This is a genomic window from Leuconostoc sp. DB-1 (genome assembly GCF_013414845.1).
GTDB lineage: Bacteria > Bacillota > Bacilli > Lactobacillales > Lactobacillaceae > Leuconostoc > Leuconostoc mesenteroides.
The window spans coordinates 1575110-1593032 of sequence record NZ_JABFNJ010000001.1; the positions used below are offsets into that span (position 1 = coordinate 1575110).

A 17923-nucleotide genomic window follows, 5' to 3' on the forward strand; every position below is an offset into this window, starting at 1 on the left:
TTAAAAAGTCATTATATAATCACTTTTCAAAGCGCACCGCATTTCTGCGACAGTCTAGCAACTCTTAATCACTAGCCCAAAGGTTATCTTGCCTGTTAACCCTTTCGGCAACCTTCCCTTTTACATGATTTCAACATCCTGGCGGACTCATTCATGTGACTCATGTTGGCTGCAACCTCTTTGACAATATGAAAATAATAACACACTTACACGCGCCCGTCAATTTCAAGTACCTTTTGCCAATGTCGCGCCCGTTTATAATATTGTTGTGCACTAAACTGCCACCAAAAATAACCAAAGGTAATTGCTCCCAAGCCACTAGTCAATGCCATATGATGAGATTGAATACGGGCTAACATAATTGATAACCAAAATAAACCAATTAAAATATTGATCATCACTTGAATTTTTCTCGACTTAACCAAATGTGGCATAATAATGACTAGCAGTAAGAGCAATTGCAACCACCACACCAACAATAAGTTAGGAATAGTTTCACCTATTTTAGGACCATCCTGCCAATGGATGCGCAAAATAATTGTAATAACCCATGTCAGCAACATCGCAACAAGTTGTGTAATGGCAAACCACCAGGCAGCAATTTTGTAATTTATTAAATAAAGAAATGCTACCATAACCGCTATCAATGGGATGACGACCCAATAATGGGAAAAAGATTACCTAACCCTAAGTATAGGGGTATTTTCAACGATAAAATATTGTTTACTGCAAAATCTGTAGTCGCGTCCAGAACTTGCATAAATATCATATGAAATCTAACTTGAATACCTAAAAAAACAAAAATAATGCCAAAGGTAATGATTAAAATTTTTCTTAATTTATCCGGTGGAATTAACATTGTTTATAATTGTGATGATACGGATAAGCATATTCAAATTGTACTGACAAAAACATAGTTTTATGACGACAATGATATTCAATATGCTCAATTGACCCCGCTTACTCACATTCTCCCAAATATTAAATTTCTACAAACTCATTTGCTTATAGCTCTTAATAATTGTAGCATTATATGAGATATAATTATAAAAAAAAGCTGATATGGTTAAAATTTAATCTTGACTTTAACTTGGTCCGATATCATTACTATCAGTTGGTTTTTTGCCGATATTTTTAGTCGTGCCCTTAAATATCTATACATGGCAGATGAATTATTGCTAGATGAATAATCTCAAAATATGGTGAGAACACTGGTTACTATTTTTTGATTGATCGTTAGTTTCAAGCCTTTTGCCTTTGTTGCCCAAAAATGGCAGCATATCGATAAAACTCGGTAGCTGTCTTTATTATCTTACAAACCGCCATATTTCATTGGCCAAAACAATCGAGAGACCGTTATGAAAAAAAATAAACAAACTGCAGTTAAGTCCAGAATTGATCGCTATTCAAAAAGTAGTCACAGACTACGAAATATTATCTTGCTTATTGTCGGTCTCTTACTTATCGTGTCAGGCACATTTGCTTGGATGGCTATCCATAATACTAAATCAGCAATTGATAAAACATACAAGAGCAGTGGCGTCACTAAATCCCGAAACGTCTCAAGCGTTGTTCAAAGTGGAAAGCCCTTGTCTATTTTGTTATTTGGAACGGATACCGGTGAATTAGGACGTACATACAAAGGACGTACCGATTCAATGATGTTGCTTCTTGTTAACCCCAAGACAAAAAAACAACAATGATTTCTATCCCTCGTGATGCAATGGTTTCTATTCCGGGGTACGAAAGTACTTTCCCTCAAAAAATAAATGCAGCCTACGCCTATGGTTCAACGGCAACTGCCATTAAAACTGTAGAATCTTACTTAAACATTCCTATTGATTTTTATGCCTTAGTTAATATGTCCGGCTTGGAAAAAATGGTTACTCAAGTTGGGGGGATTTCTGTTAAGTCCCCCATTGACTTCACTTATAGTCAGGAAACAGCCCATGCTTACGGTGCAAACCTATACCGTTTCCACAAGGGAAGCACAGGCTATGAACATTCTGATGATAATGGGGTCACTTGGTCGGCAACCAAGCACGTCATGACTGGTGATGCAGCCCTTGCATTCTCGCGCATGCGTTACGATGATCCAGATGGTGACTATGGGCGTCAAAAACGTCAACGATTGGTATTAGAAGGTTTGATCAAAAAGTCAGCTAATGTTTCAAGTTTGTTAAATACAAAGTTTATGAATACAATGAGTTCAAATGTTCAAACTGATTTGTCATTTGGAGATATAACGACAATTGCTAGCAAATACATTAATGCAGCAAAAAATATTGTCACCGAGCATATTCAGGGTGTCAGCACGAGTTATCCTGATTCTGAAGGGAACAACGTTTCATATGAAGTTGTTACTCAAAAAGAAAAGCAACGCGTTACTAACTTAGCTCGTAAAGCACTTGGCTTAAAGCACGCTTCCACCGGCTCAGCATATGGTGGTGACATACCAAGTTCTCTACAAACAATAGCTGATTCTCTCCGACCAGCAGATGATGAATCAACAGATTCTGATGATTCATCAAATTAAATAAAAAGACGCCTTTAAAGGCGTCTTTTTTACGTTTTTCATTTATCTATGAAATGATGTTCTCTTCTTGATGAAATACCACGGGTTGCCCATGTTGAAATACCCACTTATCTTTTTCCTGAATAGCTTTCATATTATCATTTGGGTTCTCTTGAATTACGATGAAGTCAGCATATTGCCCAACTGCTATCATCCCATAATTATCACTAATTCCCATCAATTTAGCTGCATTAATCGTAGCTGATTGTAAAACTTGTTGTGGTGTCATATGACCAAATTCAACCATCATATCCATTTCCACAGCGCTCTCATTTGCAAAACCATTGAAGGGTGTACCAGCATCTGTTCCCATGGCAATGTTAACTCCTGCCATGGCAGCTCGTGCAACGCTCTTCTGATGTGCTTGCCAATGCGTTGTCGCACGTTCAATCATCCATGCCGGAACTTCCTCAGGCCGATCAATAATACGCTTCATCGCAATCATTGTTGGAACTACAAAGGTCCCATTTACTTTCATCATATCAATTGCTTCATCATCAATGTGAAATGCGTGTTCAACGGAATCAACACCAGCACGAATTGCAATCTTAATTCCCTCAGCCCCTTGAGCATGTGCCGCAACTTTGATACCTTTTTTATGTGCTTCAATAACACCTGCTCGTACCTCGTCTTCATTTAATTGAACTTGATTGGGATTTTCAAAATCTCCAGCGCTCACCCCGCCAGTCACCATAAACTTAATGATTTGAGCGCCTTCTTTCATAGCTTGCCGTACTGCCTTGCGCACTTCATCAACACCATCTACCTCAATGCCTCCTCCACCACTACCGTGCCCACCAGTCATGGAAAAAGCTGCCCCACTAGCAATCATCATTGGTCCTTCTACACTGCCTTCACGCTGCATGCGTGCAATTTCAATATCTGTCATGCGTGCTGTTCCAACATTTCGTACAACTGTTACACCATGACGTAACATCGTTTTCATATTGTGGGTTGCCACAATCACTGCACGAACATGTTCGTTTTCATTATCCACACCAAATTTAGTTTTTCCAAATTCATAATTCACATCAGAGTCAACATGAATGTGCGTGTTAATTATACCAGGCATCATATATTTTTCACCCACATCAACGCTCTGTCCCAATTTAGGACCTTCACCATGCCCGACTTCAGTATATCGTCCTGTTTCATCATCCACAATGGCATAACATTGTGGATCAAAATTACCTGTTTTTGAATTAAAACCATTAAAATTATAATATTTAGTTTCTGTCATTTGCTAATCCTGCCTTTATTTATTATCTTATTTCCAATACATATCCTGATATGCTGGCGAATGAAAACTATTACCTTTAAATCCACCAATTTTATCGGTAACAACGTTGGCTGTCACCGGTTGATATATCGGTACCATATATGCTTTTATTTTGGTGAAGTATTCATTGGCGACCTGTAATGTTTCATAGCGTTTTTTAGTATCACTTACTTGTGTCGCTGCCATTGTTAGATACCCATCGTATGTCTTATCACTGACCTTTGAAAAATTCAATCCATATCCGGTTTTTCCAATTGCCAATGGATATGCTGCATCCGGTACATTAACACTTAAACCAATATTTACCATATCAAAATCCTGTTTTAACACTTCTGAGACAACTTGTGAATGCGGAACATACTTTGTATTAATGCTAATGCCCTTAAAAGTGTGTTCAGCAGCATATTGAATGTACGCCCCAACCTTTCTACTGGTTGAATCATCGTCAAATGTCATTGTAAACGTAGCATTATTTTTCCAATACTCTGCAAATATGCAGACCACTCAGATTGTGCTTTTTTCTTGTCCACCTTAAATTGTGTGCCAGCGTCTTTAGTAAAATCTGCGCCAGTTATAGGATTCGTCATAATTCCTTTTGGCACGGCGTTTGATTGTGGCATTGAACCATCATTCATTACGTTAGACGTAATAGCCTCACGATCGATTAAATATCCAAATGCTTGTCGCAAATGCTGATTATTCGTTTTATCGCTCGTCTCATTAAAGTATATCCCTCTAACAACAGCTTGTGGTGTAGCATGATAGTACTTTGTATTTTTATAAGTCTTGATATATTCATCAGACAACTGTGCAATATCTAAGTGCTTATTCTTAAATTCATTGGCAGCAGTCATTGGCGTTTTGATGACACGAACTTTGACCTTCTCAATTTGAACACGTTTAGCTGACCAATAATTTGAATTTTTAGTGAACATAAAACTTGAATTTGTTCCAGTCCAACCATTCATTTGATATGCGCCATTAGTCACCATGTATTCTGAAGCTGTACCATACTTATTCCCCCACTTAGCATAATTTTTAGTGTTAACCGGAATGATTGCAGTTGCCAATTTATCAAATGATGGTGTTGCTTGCGTTAAAGTAATTTGGACTGTGTGAGAATCAATCGCTTTAACGCCTAGTTTATCCGGTGTCATCGCACCCACATGCACCGAATCATAATTTTTCATAATTGAAATTGCGTCAGCAGACGCTTGTGATTTTGTTTTTGGATCGGCAGTTGCACGAATTGCAGTCACAAAATCTTGTGCTGTAACTTTGTCGCCATTCGACCATTTAGCGTTATCACGTATTTTGAAAGTATAAACGGTGCCATTTTGTGAAGGTTTAACAATTTTTTCTGCCATAGCAGGGACAACTTTATTGCCCTTATATCGATAAAGTCCTTCATAAACTTGATCTTGTGCTTGACTTGAATAAATATCGGTAGTCATAATTGGATTCATCGTCATGACATCGTCTTTCATCATAACTTGCAGAGTTCGCACTTTGCTAACATCACCATCATTATTCTTCGTAAACAAAACCCCTGATATAGCAGCGACAATGATCACTCCTGCTGCCCAACGTATATTCTTGTTCATATATTTTCCTCGTATTCGTGCAAATGTATCGTCACACGGTTAAAATCAAAAAGCCAATCCGTTAATGGATTGGCTTTTTGATAATGTCGTGTTATTTTCACGGAAAGCAAATCCAGTCGCACATATTGTAGCGACTGAAAATGCTCAACCGCTTTACTCAAGAATGAGGGCGTTGAGGAGTAATTGTGCTTGTTCAGCTTTCTTTTTCATTTTTGTTTTAATCATCATGTTGTTCTCCCGACATATTTGATGAAATTAATATTACATTATTATGGTATATTTTTCAACTATTTTTTTAAATTATAATAAATATCAATTTAGAGCATTTATTTAGGGGATTCAATGTGTTGACATCTTGATTAAAGAAAACATCTCGTAATTTCTTACCGGTTAATTTTGACCACCACTTGATTTTTTATATACTATCAACTGTTCTCTTAGGCATGCATTTTTATACGTTAACGATTATAAAATTTCCCATTTAATCAAATAATCATTTCCAGTTTCACCATAAAATTGTGCTGATAGAGTTGTTGATGGGTTATTAGTACGTTATCTGGTTTATTGTTTTACATCGACAGATAATCTAAATGATTGATAAATTTTTCAAACGATTCATATTCGCAATTGCTTCAGCTTGATATCTAGTCATTACTTTAGTAAATTCCCGTGTTACTGCTTTTTCGATGTCCTCAGCCCGAGACCATATTCTCGATACTAATTATCTTCATGCGTTACAGCGTGCAGCACTATCAGCCTATTCAAGCGAACAGGACTTCGAATCCCAATCGAAGCTAACCTTGAAAGAATCTCGTATCATATAGCTATCCATTTTGAGGACGCTATTCATCTCTCCTCCACTTCTATGCCTATTTTGACGTCCAGTATAGAGGTTTTCAAATCTCGTGACAGTATGAGATTAACAATTTTGTCTGGTGACCTTATTAATTACCGCCAATTTAAATCTCTCTTTGAAACAAAAAAGCCCATCCAAAAATGGATAGGCCATGTTGTTATTAGCTGTTCAAGACCGTCACATTGCGAACAACTAAAGGACTAAAACATCTCATTTGAAAATTAAGGGATTGAAGAGGAGCACATATGATACTATTGCTATGTCAGTTCTTCACTAAATCATATATATTTCTGTCCGATTTAATCAAACTAATAGCATTCTATTAGATCAATATTTACAAATACTTTACTCCTTATTCGTGCGGCGAGATAAGAATATATAAACAGGGTAACCAACAGCGACAATTGCTATAGAAATTATTACACCAGACAAATCGTGCATAATCTCAGAGATTTCAACATAGAGTGAACCACAAATAGCGACGATTGGTATCCAAGGATACAGCGGCATAGAAAAGCTACGCTTCTCTCCAAAAGGATCCTTTTTGCGTAATTTAAAAACACCAGCAAAAACAAGTATATAAAATAAAAAGGTTGTAAAAATCGCAATATCGGTTAATCTATCTGGATTTGTAAAGACAATCATTAAAATGCCAAGAAAAATCATAAACCAAATGGACTTATTAGGTGTTCGAGAACGCATATTGATTTTGGCAAATTGTTTGGCAAACGGAAACAATCCATCGTTAGCCATTGCAAACAACACCCGAGGGAATGAAACAATTTTCCCGTTTAGTGTTCCAAGTAAAGAAATTAATACAGCGATACTCAATAACCTGCCACCAATAATACCAAATGCATTTGTAGCCATGTATAACGTTGTGTTTTGTCCCAACTTAACAATAGTATTAGCGGGCAAACTCTGATAAACGCCAAAACTCACACCAACATAGGCAACTAGAACAATCAAAATACCAAAAATAATAGCCTTGGGTAATACTTTTTGTGGATTTTTAATTTCACCACTTATATTAGCTAGAGTAACCCAACCATCGTAAGCAAATAAGGTGGCTAATACAGCCACTCCGAAGCCACCTTGGCCACTCTGCGAAACCTGAGCAACAGTCTGTCCAATAGCATCATGCTGTCCAAAAAAAAGGCCAAAAATGATTAATGCAATAATCGGCAACATTTTCACTGTAGTTGTTATTATTTGAAAACCGGCACTGAATCGGTTTGGAATTGAGTTAATAAGACCTACAAAAGATAATGCAATAATTGCGGATGGTATAGCTAAAGACTTAGATAATCCAAATAAATCAACAAATAAAATGCCAAAATATGCTGCAATAGATCCCATCATTGCTGGGCCGTAAAATACCACTTGCATCCACCCAGCTAAGAAACCCCAAATCTTACCATAAATTTTCTCGATATAAATATAAATGCCACCAGTTTTGTCCATTTGAGAGCCAATTTCAGCTACGCTGATTCCTGACGCTAGCGTTAAAAGACCTCCAGCAATCCACGCTAGCATCGCTGCGTTTGTACTACCTGCTGATTCTAAGACACTGCCTTGCTTAAAAAATATACCAGAACCAATGATTGTTCCAACAACTAAAGCTAATGATGCTGTTAATCCAAAACCACGATTCAATTTCTGTTCATTATTTCCCATCATATCTCCAAGATAAATAGATGATATCTTTATTATTCATCAATACCCATCACATCAAATAAAAAAGTTCGGAAAGTCCGAGCTTTTAATTACTAAAATAATCCAGTCCCATCACGTGACGGACATCTTTCATTGTTTCCTCGGCGACAACATTGGCTTTATTTGAGCCTTCTTGCAACATGTTCAAAACCGCTGGGATATCTTGGGCGTATTCTTCGCGTCGTTGACGAATTGGTGCCATTTCAGCTTCCATGACATCTATCAAATGCTTTTTTATTTTCATATCACCTAAGCCACCAGCAGTATACTGATCTTTTAGTTCTTGAACACGTTTTTTATCCGGATCAAAAATATCTAAGTAAGTAAACACCACATTACCTTCAACATGACCAGGATCAGTAATATTGATATGTAAGGGATCTGTATACATTGACTTAACCTTTTTCACCAATGTATCCGCATCATCACTCAAGAAAATGCCGTTATTTAATGACTTGGACATTTTTGCATTACCATCTAAACCTGGTAAACGCCCTTGCCCCTTGGGTGGAAAAACACCAACTGGTTCAACTAGGACATCAGACTTATAAGCATTATTGAACGAGCGTACTAATTCACGTGTCTGCTCAAGCATAGGTTCTTGATCATCCCCTACTGGCACCTTTGTTGCTCGGAAAATAGCGATATCAGCTGCTTGTGATACTGGATATGTCAAAAATCCTGCAGGGATTCCCTCATCAAAGCCTTTTTGTTTAATTTCTGACTTAACTGTTGGATTTCTTTGCAACCGAGCGACACTAACCAAGTTCATAAAGTATTCTGTAAGTTCGAATAACCCTTTGATTTGTGATTGTACAAAAATGGTTGTCTTAGCTGGGTCAATACCAACCGCCAAATAGTCCAAGGCTACCTCGGTTAATGATTGACGTATTTTTTCCGGATTACGAGCATTATCTGTAAATGCTTGTGTATCAGCAATCATAACAAATGGCAAGTAATCGCCAGAATTTTGCATGCTCACACGGTTTTTTAACGATCCAATATAATGACCAATATGTAGTTTACCAGTGGGACGATCACCAGTTAAATAAATTTCTTTTGACATGTTCAAAACCTTCTATTAATTAGTTAACTCATTCTATTATACGTTAAATCTAGGAGCAGCGTTGAAGAAATTATCACAAAACAAAGTACGTTATTATTGACATTTTCCTATAAAACTTATACACTATCACTATTAAGAAGAAAGAGGTACGAGAACTTGTTGAACAATTTTTAAGATGTGGTGAATAAAAGCAATAGATTGTTTTTATGCGCTTTTCTTGAGATTGGTCTGCCTTTTTCGTACTAAACACGTAAACTGCCACCGGTCTCGCAAGTTGATTGGAGGCATTTTTTATGCAAGAAAACCCTCGTAAAGTATTTTTAGTTGGCTTAACAACTAATCAGGGAAACCTAGACTACGAATTAGAAGAACTAGCGAACCTAGCAAAAGCAAATAATCTTGAACCCGTTGAAACTTTTACCCAAAAGCTAGAACGACCAAATCCTAGCACTTACTTTGGTAAAGGTAAGGTCGAAGAGTTAGGTGAAGCTGTAAAAACTTATGACGTTGATATGATTGTTGTCAACGATGAATTGACACCTTCTCAAATTCGTAACCTAGAAAAAACAACAGATGCTACTGTTGTCGATCGTACTGGTTTAATTCTCGAAATTTTCGCACAACGAGCCCAGACTAAAGTTGCAAAACTCCAAGTTCAGTTAGCACGTTTACAATATCAATTACCACGCTTACGTACAAGCATGTCAATTTCATTAGATCAACAAACAGGTACAGGTGGCGCAGGTTTCACCTCACGTGGTTCTGGTGAAACAAAGCTAGAACAATCTCGCCAACGTATTACGTCTCAAATGGTTCATGTTCGTCAAGAACTGGCTGATTTAGATAAAAGTGAAAATACGCGTTCAATGCAACGACACGCTAACAACTTACCAAACGTAGCACTGGTTGGCTACACAAACGCTGGAAAGTCTACCTTGATGAATCGTTTGTTGATGCGTTTTGGTGTTGGTGCAGACAATGATGATAGTAAGCAAGTGTTTGAAAAAGATATGCTATTTGCTACGCTAAACACCACAGTTAGACAACTGACTCTTCCTGATAAAAGACAGTTTTTATTAAGTGATACGGTTGGTTTCGTATCCAAGCTACCTCATAACTTAGTTGCTGCTTTCAAATCAACATTACAAGAAGCGGCAAATGCAGATCTAATACTGCACGTGGTGGATGTTTCAGACGAGCATTATAAAGCTATGATGGAAACAACTGAGAAAACATTAACTGAGATTGGTGTTACTGGTAAACCCGTTATTACAGTATATAACAAAGCTGATCGCACTGAGTTGCACTATCCGGACATCTCTGGCGATAACGTGATTACTTTGTCAGCACTAGATACCAATTCTCAAGATGCATTGATTGATCTCATTGTTAAACATATTTTTAACGACAGCGAAGTCGTAACTTTGCATATACCCTTTGATAAAGGAAATGTTGTTGCCCAATTAGCGGCAAAACATAAATTTATAGAAGAACAATATGACGAAACCGGTAGTTGGTTAACCATTGAGCTATCTGAAGTTGAGCGAAACTTATTTCAACAATATATTACGAAAGAAAAAAGCATGAATTCATAGGAATTCATGCTTTTTCTTGAAAGTAATTATGCCGACCGCCGGGCTCAAACCGGCGACCCCCTCATTACTAGTGAGGTGCTCTATCAACTGAGCTAGGTCGGCAAATTAAAGTACTCAGGTACTACAAGTGAATAATACCAGATACCTCAATATATAAATATGGCGGCGGCCATATTATACGGGTGACAGGAATCGAACCTGCACGGATTACTCCACTGGAACCTAAATCCAGCGCGTCTGCCAGTTCCGCCACACCCGCATGTATCACACAACCCTTTAATTCTACTGGAAAAACCTAAATCAGTCAAGAGGGTAATACAACTTAAATCAAAAAAATGTTAAAAAACTGCTATTCTAACGATTCCTTAGTCAATTGACGCATTTCAATGGCAAATTTAACAACAGTTCGAGCAACTGCATACATTGGCACAATCAATATCATGCCAAAAATACCCCAAAGATTACCGGCTACCATCAAAAGAATCATAATTGTTAATGGGTGAATTTGTAATGATTTTCCAATAACATTTGGATAAATAAAGTTTCCATCCAATTGCTGAACAACCATCATCACAATCATTACCAACAACATTTGTTTCCATGATTGTGTACTGGCAACAATCAACGCTGGTATAACCCCAATCCAAGGGCCAATATATGGCACAATGTTAGTAATACCAGCAATCACACCCAGTAACCATGCGTATGGTTCACCAATAATTAAATAACCCACAGCCATGGTCATCCCGACAAACAACATTTCAAGAGCTTGCCCCGATATATATCTTTCAATAGTTTTATCCATTTTAAGTGTCAATTCTTTGACATTATCAGCAAAACGAACCGGAAAAAGCTTCTGGATTGCTGGTAGCAAGCGATCACCATCACTTAGCATATAAAATAAAACGACTGGAATAGTCACGACATTAATCGTGACCGATGTAACCATCGAGACAGCACTGCCTAATGTACCTGCCGTAATAGTTAAAAAAGAAGCCGAGTACTTGCCAACAGCACTCTTTACTTCATCTATATCAATTGACAAATTTAAATTTGATAACCACTTACTTTGTAGTGAATCTGTTACAAAGCGCTGTACGTTTTGTGCAAATTCAGGTAATGCAGTAATTAAATTAGTAATTTCCGCCACTAGAGTTGGTATCAATAAAATCAAGGAACCAGCTATCACGGCTAGGAACAACACAAAAGTAATTATAACAGCCAGTTGATGCGGCATTTTATGCCCTTTAACTGTAATTTTCTTTAAAAGTGTCAAAACAGGTTTCAAAACATAGTACAAAAATCCGGCGACAATCAATGGTACAAAAACCGTGGAAATAAATACTGAAATTGGTTTCATTAGAAAATCAAATCGGGAAACAATCAAAATTAAGAGCGATAGCGCTAATAATTCAATGGTCCAAAAAAATATATTTTTGTATTTAGAATTCGGTATCATATAATTTCTCCAATAATTTATGTTGTACCTTTGGTAAGCTTAATGCCGACCACTCATCAGAACTAAAATATTGTTGATTATCATTCAACATAGCTGTTTCTTGCTTCACTAACCAAATTTCCCATCGACGATGTGTAAAAATATGTGTCACGGGCTTAATATTTAACTGTTGACCCGTAATTGATTCTATACTTTCAATTTGTGTTAGTGGAAATGTCCAAAATCCAGCCAACAAACCGCTATCCGGTCGTTTTTCAAATAATAATTTACCATCTTTTTCAAAAACTGAAGCCATAAACAACTGTTTTACTGGTCGTTGTTTCTTGGTTTTAACAGGGTATTGATCCTCAACACCATCTCGAAAAGCCGCATTAAATTCACGCACCGGTGAATACAAGCTATCGGGATTTTTGGTTGTCATATAACTTGATCCCAAATCCATAATTGCTTGGTTAAAGTCCCCTGGTCTTTCCGGATCAACAATTGGCGCAATAATTTCATAAAATATCTTACGTGATTTTGTATCAGCAATGTCAGCGTCAATTTTAAGTAATCTACTAAAAACACGATATTGGTTGCCATCAACTGCTGGGACTACCTCATTGAAACTTATTGACGCAATAGCTGCCGCTGTATATGGACCCACTCCTGGCAAGCTTTGCAGATCATCACTACTCTCTGGCCATTGCCCATGCAATTCATTGACAACAAATTGCGCCGCCTTTTGTAAGTTTCGCGCTCTCGAGTAGTAGCCTAAACCCTCCCATAATTTGAGCACAACATCCTCTGGTGCGGTCGCTAAATCACCAACCGTTGGTAACGATGTCATAAAGCGATCAAAATACGGAATAACTGTATCTACGCGTGTCTGTTGCAGCATAATTTCCGAAACTAAAACGCGATAAGGATCATGATTGACACGCCATGGCAAGTGCACTCGCCCTTCTTTATCATACCAATTGAGCAATGTTTTACGAAATTCTTTAATTGTTTGTTCATTCCAAGTTTCCATAATATATATTGTAACACTTGTAATCGTATAGATTTTGCCGTATAATTATTATTTGTATGAAATCATTGAATAAAAAAGGAGCACAATCATGGTATTAAAGAAGCCACTTAACTCATTTGCACGTGCCCGCAAAGTTAGTCATAGCGCTGCTAAGAAACAACGTCAAGCTGCTATCGCAAAATTGCAACAATGGGCAAAAGGTAAGTCAGAAGAATTACCTTCTACAAAGTAATTTTATTGACTACTTAAAACCAGTATTTATACTGGTTTTTTGTTTGCATTTTTATGAATAAAAACCATGAAAGGTAGGATACTGTTGAATATAACACAAAAGCAAAAAACAATCTTAATCATATTAGTTATCGGCACCTTTTTAGGCTTTTTGAATCAAACATTAATGAATGTTGCCTTGCCAGATATCATGCGTGAATTTCATATTTCCACAGACTTGGGTCAATGGATGACAAATGGCTACATGTTAGTCAATGGTGTGATGGTTCCGTTAACAGCTTTTCTGATTCAACGCCTAACAACACGTACACTATACTTGACCGCCGCTGGACTATTCGCCGTCGGAACAGTAACTGCTGGATTTGCGCCAACATTTGATGTCCTCATTATCGGGCGTATGATTCAAGCAATGGGCGCCGGTGTATTCGGCCCTTTAATGAACGTCGTTGTCATGAACTTGTTTTCGCCCAATGAACGCGGATCTGCAATGGGAACAATCGGTTTGGCGCTTAATTTCGCCCCTGCTTTGGGTCCCAGCTTGTCGGGATTAGTCGTTACTAATTTAAGTTGGCGCTTCCTATTTTATCTTGTCGCACCATTAATTATTGCGAACTTCATCTTGGCTTATTTCTTACTACAAAATATTGGGCAACAAAAGAGGTTAAAATTCGATTTTATCGGCGTTGTTTTGTCAAGTATTGGTCTTGGATCATTACTTTACGGATTTTCTAACGCAGGTGCAACCCCTTGGAATGAGTTTACTGTATGGGGATTTGTATTAATAGGTATTATTGTTACAAGTTTATTCATTTGGCACCAGTATACAACTAAAACACCATTGTTAAATATGTCCGTATTTAAATATAGACAATTTAACGTTGCTGTTTTAATCAACGTTGTTTTGATGATTGCTATGTACGGTGGTGCACTGATGTTACCCCTCTATATGCAAAATGTGCGTGGTACCACGGCTTTTCAATCAGGTCTAGTGTTGTTTCCTGGTGCCTTAGTAACCGCATTTTTATCACCGTGGAGTGGTCGTTTATATGATCGCTACGGTGCTAAATACTTAACATTAGTTGGTATTATGATTACAGCGTTTGGCACTTTTATTTTAGCTTCTCTGACATTAACAACTTCACTTTGGCTCGCTGTTCTCGGACAGTTTGTCCGTCAACTTGGACTAGTCTTGGTCCTGATGCCAATTCAAACAGAGGCCTTCAATGCGTTACCTTTAACACTCATTCCTGATGGATCTGCCATGTTTACTACAATCAGACAACTTGCAGCATCATTTGGTACAGCCGCTTTGGTAACAATTATGACGAAAAGTGCACTTAACTATGGTCATAAACACGCACACCTCAGTGCTGAAATAGTTGATTTGCATGGTGTACAAGTAACTTTTTTAACTGCTGCATTCTTAATGTTGGTTGCAGCAAGTTTAACTAGCCTACTAAAACTTAAAACACGCGCCACATAAAATAAACAGATATTGTTTGCTATAATGTAACTATAAAACACAAAGGAGTCTCGACTATGAATTATGGTTTCATTGGTGCTGGCAACATGGCTACTGCGATGATTAAAGGCTTGATTTACGCAGGTATTGATAGCAAAAATATTTATGTTTCCTCTCCACACAGTGCGGCTAAATTGGCAGCAAATTTACATATCCAAGCAGCCGACTCAGAAACAATCGCAAAAAAGTGTGATATTGTCATTATCGCTTTCTTGCCTAACCAACTACGTACGCTGGGTAATTCTTTAAACCTAGACGGTAAAATTGTTATTTCAGTACTTGCGCAAGTGACGATTGCGGATCTTGATGAAGTGTTCCCAACAGCTTTTAATGTTCGTTCATTACCCAATATTAACTCAGCAATCGGTAAAGGTAGTACCGCTTTAGCATTTTCAAAGCGTTTAAACGAGGGTCAAATTGAAGTAGTGCAAAATTACTGGCATTTGTTAGGTACTACTAGTGTCCTTGATGAACAACATTTCGCTATTTTTTCAGCAATCGCGGGTTCAGGTCCTGCATTTGTCCTCAAATTTATCGATGCATTAACTCAGGCTGGCGTCAACAACGGATTAGATGGAGAGAGTGCAGCCGCCATTGCTGCTTCAACTGTGGCTGGTACAACTGAAACCCTACAAAAATCAAATAGCGATGCAGTAACATTAATGAACAACGTTGCTTCTCCAGGCGGGTCCACTCGTGCTGGATTGGATAATTTTGAACAGAATGATTTTGATACTATTGTGAACTCAGCCATCAATGCTACCGTTAATCATAAACATACTTAAGCGTTCTTAGAACGCTTTTTATTTGCATTTTTTATACACAAAAAAAGCCACAACCTAAGTTGTGACTTTTGATAGCTCGTGAGAGAATCGAACTCTCGATTCTGCCGTGAAAGGGCGGCGTCTTAACCACTTGACCAACGAGCCATGATCAATATGTCATTTGTTTCAATCAAACAACTATATTAGTATATCAAGAATACTAATTATCGTCAACCCTTTTCTTCAAAGTCATTAATTTTGTCGGATCAATCTGTTGTCTGGGCTGAGTTGGCATACTTTTATAGTATTTCCAAGGTGTCTTTGGATCGAATTCTATGTCAGTTGTTACTGGGAACCCATTTTTAAAACGAGTTAATAACCACTTTTTTAGTGGCTTGGGTACTCCCAATAGATCAAAATCGGCTGGAGAAACAGCGTACCTAATAGACTTTTCATCATTTAATTTTACTTTCTGAACCCAATTTGGGTCAGCAATCAGCGCTCTACCCATGGCTGCAAAGGTCACTCCTTCATCGAGTAATGACTCAACTTGCATCGGTTGCTTAATGAGTCCTGCTACCATTAGTGGCACATTATCTGGTAAAACTTCCGTATAATAAGTCGTTATTTGTTTGACGGCTTTTGCGTCACGAAAAGGCTTTTGAAAAGCATCCTTTAGTGATAGATGTAAATAATCTATCTGTAGAGTAACCAACCTTTGTACAAAAGCTAATGAGTCTGCCAATGTAATCCCTGGGGTAGTTGATTCCTCTGGAGACTGCCTATAGCCCAGTAAAAATGGACGCTCTGCATACTTATCGATGGTATCACCGACCTTAGCGGTAACCGCTAACCCAAAACGCATTCTTTTTTCTAAAGTCCCACCCCAAATGTCTTGGCGTCGGTTACTTTCTGGTGAAAAAAACTGTTGTAATAAATACAAATTGGCACCATGCAACTCAACACCATCGAATCCAGCTAATATGGCCCGTTTTGTTGCTGCTGCAAAATCCTCAATTGTTTGCGAAATTTCCTCATGTTTAAGCTCACGAGGCGTTTCATGGCTACCGTGAGGGTAAGGCTGAGCAGAAGCTGAAACAATTTGTTCACCACGCAAAATTGTTTGGTTTGATTGACGACCAGATGCAAATAACTGCAAAATAGCCTTAGCACCACCAGAATGAATTGCACTAGCTAACCTTGACAGTCCCTCAATCTTATCGTCATCAGCAGCTGAAAGGCCACCTTCCCAGCCTTTTCCGAGTTCATTAACGTATGCTGCCTCAACAATAATCATTCCCGGACCATTTGAGCGCATTTGATAATATTTCAGTTCATTATCTGACACACTGCCATCTTCCAGAGAGCTTTTTAGCGTAGTTGGCGCCATAACTACATGGTTTCGAACTGTTATTGGTTTATTTTTAAATGTATATGAGTCTAAAAAATCGTAATTTATTTGCATAAATTTATTATAACGAAAAAAAACGCCAAATGGCGATTTTCTTTTTTATAAAACTAAATTTTAATACCAACCAGTAGAATTTGAATGTGCCAAAGCGTTAACAGCAGTACCATAACGTGCTGCAATATATGCCTTCATAGCATTCAATTGATCATTGTAGTCGGCAGTGTTACCACCGTAAATAGAACGTGCTTGTGCAGATAATTGACCCAAGCCATAGTATTGACCGTTAGTAGCATTAACATTTCCACTTGATTCACGTGCAATCAGTGCATTCAAAGCAGCTGTTTCTGATGATGAAGATGATGACGTTGTTGTTGAGCTAGTAGCAGCTGTTGTTGTTGAAGCTGTTTGTGTTGAAGTTGAAGCTGTGTTATCAGTTGAAGATGTTGTTGAGGCTGCTTGTGTTGTTGATGAAGTATCAGCAGCAGCTGTTGTTGTTGAAGCTGTTTGTGTTGAAGTTGTGTCATCTGTGGCAAAACTCAAATGTTGTCCTGTAACGATCCAGTTAACATTTGAAATGTTGTTTTGAGCAGCAATTTTGTCAACTGAAACGTTGTACTTTGCTGAAATTTTATTTAATGTGTCACCTGATTGAACAACATAATCTGTTGTATCGGCACTTGCATGGGCTCCTCCGAACGCTAAGGCACCGGCAACACCGGCAGCGATTGTCAAAGTCTTCTTAATATTAAACATATATATTTGTACTCCTAAAGTTGTCTGTTCTGATTTAGATACACCAGAATTGGCACATCCATGTAATTAACTTACGAGTA

14 protein-coding genes, 3 tRNA genes, 1 pseudogene and 1 riboswitch are annotated in these 17923 nt (G+C 37.8%); of the genes and pseudogenes, 5 read left to right on the forward strand and 13 right to left on the reverse strand.

The window, feature by feature from the left end; translation table 11 throughout:
- Positions 1–21: 21 nt before the first annotated feature.
- Positions 22–189, reverse strand: a riboswitch (Lysine riboswitch).
- A gap of 17 nt (positions 190–206) precedes the next feature.
- Positions 207–635, reverse strand: a complete 429-nt coding sequence (locus HFP47_RS07740) for a hypothetical protein (protein WP_223318531.1) — start codon at positions 633–635, stop codon at positions 207–209.
- Positions 636–1358: 723 nt separating this feature from the next.
- Here HFP47_RS07740 and HFP47_RS07745 point away from each other — a divergent pair.
- Positions 1359–2536 (forward strand): annotated as a pseudogene (locus HFP47_RS07745) (LCP family protein).
- Between the two features lie 46 nt (positions 2537–2582).
- On the opposite strand, the gene HFP47_RS07750 reads toward HFP47_RS07745, so the two are convergent.
- The 5 genes from HFP47_RS07750 to trpS form a co-directional block, all read right to left on the reverse strand.
- Positions 2583–3815, reverse strand: a complete 1233-nt coding sequence (locus HFP47_RS07750) for an amidohydrolase family protein (RefSeq protein WP_042250662.1) — start codon at positions 3813–3815, stop codon at positions 2583–2585.
- A 27-nt stretch (positions 3816–3842) separates the two neighbouring features.
- The gene (locus HFP47_RS07755) at positions 3843–4310 is read right to left on the reverse strand and encodes a hypothetical protein (protein WP_179876294.1); all 468 of its coding nucleotides are present in this window, start codon (positions 4308–4310) and stop codon (positions 3843–3845) included.
- Positions 4307–5458: a peptide ABC transporter substrate-binding protein gene (locus HFP47_RS07760; RefSeq protein WP_179876295.1), complete on the reverse strand. Its 1152-nt coding sequence runs from the start codon at positions 5456–5458 to the stop codon at positions 4307–4309. Before HFP47_RS07760 ends, HFP47_RS07755 begins: the two co-directional genes overlap by 4 nt.
- Positions 5459–6659: 1201 nt before the next feature.
- The gene (locus HFP47_RS07765) at positions 6660–7991 is read right to left on the reverse strand and encodes an APC family permease (protein WP_179876407.1); all 1332 of its coding nucleotides are present in this window, start codon (positions 7989–7991) and stop codon (positions 6660–6662) included.
- Between the two features lie 85 nt (positions 7992–8076).
- A complete protein-coding gene (gene trpS / locus HFP47_RS07770) occupies positions 8077–9096 on the reverse strand; it encodes a tryptophan--tRNA ligase (RefSeq protein WP_002815607.1) in 1020 nt (339 codons plus the stop codon).
- Positions 9097–9389: 293 nt separating this feature from the next.
- On the opposite strand from trpS, the gene hflX reads away from it, so the two are divergent.
- Positions 9390–10691, forward strand: a complete 1302-nt coding sequence (hflX, locus tag HFP47_RS07775; RefSeq protein WP_042250651.1) for a GTPase HflX — start codon at positions 9390–9392, stop codon at positions 10689–10691.
- A gap of 29 nt (positions 10692–10720) precedes the next feature.
- Here the strand turns inward: hflX and HFP47_RS07780 are convergent.
- The 4 genes from HFP47_RS07780 to mutY all read right to left on the reverse strand — a co-directional run bounded on the left by HFP47_RS07780 (position 10721) and on the right by mutY (position 13162).
- Positions 10721–10793: transfer RNA gene (locus tag HFP47_RS07780), tRNA-Thr, on the reverse strand.
- 75 nt (positions 10794–10868) lie between these two features.
- Positions 10869–10950: transfer RNA gene (locus HFP47_RS07785), tRNA-Leu, on the reverse strand.
- Between the two features lie 90 nt (positions 10951–11040).
- Positions 11041–12150, reverse strand: a complete 1110-nt coding sequence (locus HFP47_RS07790; RefSeq protein WP_060461517.1) for an AI-2E family transporter — start codon at positions 12148–12150, stop codon at positions 11041–11043.
- Entirely contained in the window at positions 12134–13162 is a 1029-nt protein-coding gene (mutY, locus tag HFP47_RS07795) for an A/G-specific adenine glycosylase (RefSeq protein ID WP_179876296.1), read from the reverse strand. Before mutY ends, HFP47_RS07790 begins: the two co-directional genes overlap by 17 nt.
- Positions 13163–13250: 88 nt before the next feature.
- Here mutY and HFP47_RS07800 point away from each other — a divergent pair, with 88 nt between their 5' ends.
- The 3 genes from HFP47_RS07800 to proC all read left to right on the forward strand — a co-directional run bounded on the left by HFP47_RS07800 (position 13251) and on the right by proC (position 15700).
- Complete coding sequence (locus tag HFP47_RS07800; protein WP_002815612.1) at positions 13251–13394, forward strand: hypothetical protein; 144 nt, start codon at positions 13251–13253, stop codon at positions 13392–13394.
- An 84-nt stretch (positions 13395–13478) separates the two neighbouring features.
- Positions 13479–14876 carry an MDR family MFS transporter gene (locus tag HFP47_RS07805; protein ID WP_011680429.1) on the forward strand — a complete coding sequence of 466 codons (1398 nt, stop codon included), beginning with the start codon at positions 13479–13481 and terminating at the stop codon, positions 14874–14876.
- Positions 14877–14932: 56 nt separating this feature from the next.
- Positions 14933–15700, forward strand: coding sequence for a pyrroline-5-carboxylate reductase (proC, locus tag HFP47_RS07810; protein ID WP_115231334.1), 768 nt, complete (start codon positions 14933–14935; stop codon positions 15698–15700).
- 72 nt (positions 15701–15772) lie between these two features.
- Here the strand turns inward: proC and HFP47_RS07815 are convergent.
- The 3 genes from HFP47_RS07815 to HFP47_RS07825 form a co-directional block, all read right to left on the reverse strand.
- Positions 15773–15844, reverse strand: a tRNA-Glu gene (locus HFP47_RS07815).
- 55 nt (positions 15845–15899) lie between these two features.
- Positions 15900–17144 carry an NADH-dependent flavin oxidoreductase gene (locus HFP47_RS07820; protein ID WP_050884380.1) on the reverse strand — a complete coding sequence of 415 codons (1245 nt, stop codon included), beginning with the start codon at positions 17142–17144 and terminating at the stop codon, positions 15900–15902.
- A 60-nt stretch (positions 17145–17204) separates the two neighbouring features.
- Positions 17205–17843: a LysM domain-containing protein gene (locus HFP47_RS07825; protein WP_011680432.1), complete on the reverse strand. Its 639-nt coding sequence runs from the start codon at positions 17841–17843 to the stop codon at positions 17205–17207.
- Positions 17844–17923 lie beyond the last annotated feature (80 nt).

Coding starts and splice junctions, on each gene's coding strand:
- HFP47_RS07740 (WP_223318531.1), bottom strand. CDS start 635: ATGGTAGCATTTCTTTATTTAATAAATTACAAAATTGCTGCCTGGTGG.
- HFP47_RS07750 (WP_042250662.1), bottom strand. CDS start 3,815: ATGACAGAAACTAAATATTATAATTTTAATGGTTTTAATTCAAAAACA.
- HFP47_RS07755 (WP_179876294.1), bottom strand. CDS start 4,310: ATGACATTTGACGATGATTCAACCAGTAGAAAGGTTGGGGCGTACATT.
- HFP47_RS07760 (WP_179876295.1), bottom strand. CDS start 5,458: ATGAACAAGAATATACGTTGGGCAGCAGGAGTGATCATTGTCGCTGCT.
- HFP47_RS07765 (WP_179876407.1), bottom strand. CDS start 7,991: ATGGGAAATAATGAACAGAAATTGAATCGTGGTTTTGGATTAACAGCA.
- trpS (WP_002815607.1), bottom strand. CDS start 9,096: ATGTCAAAAGAAATTTATTTAACTGGTGATCGTCCCACTGGTAAACTA.
- hflX (WP_042250651.1), top strand. CDS start 9,390: ATGCAAGAAAACCCTCGTAAAGTATTTTTAGTTGGCTTAACAACTAAT.
- HFP47_RS07790 (WP_060461517.1), bottom strand. CDS start 12,150: ATGATACCGAATTCTAAATACAAAAATATATTTTTTTGGACCATTGAA.
- mutY (WP_179876296.1), bottom strand. CDS start 13,162: ATGGAAACTTGGAATGAACAAACAATTAAAGAATTTCGTAAAACATTG.
- HFP47_RS07800 (WP_002815612.1), top strand. CDS start 13,251: ATGGTATTAAAGAAGCCACTTAACTCATTTGCACGTGCCCGCAAAGTT.
- proC (WP_115231334.1), top strand. CDS start 14,933: ATGAATTATGGTTTCATTGGTGCTGGCAACATGGCTACTGCGATGATT.
- HFP47_RS07820 (WP_050884380.1), bottom strand. CDS start 17,144: ATGCAAATAAATTACGATTTTTTAGACTCATATACATTTAAAAATAAA.
- HFP47_RS07825 (WP_011680432.1), bottom strand. CDS start 17,843: ATGTTTAATATTAAGAAGACTTTGACAATCGCTGCCGGTGTTGCCGGT.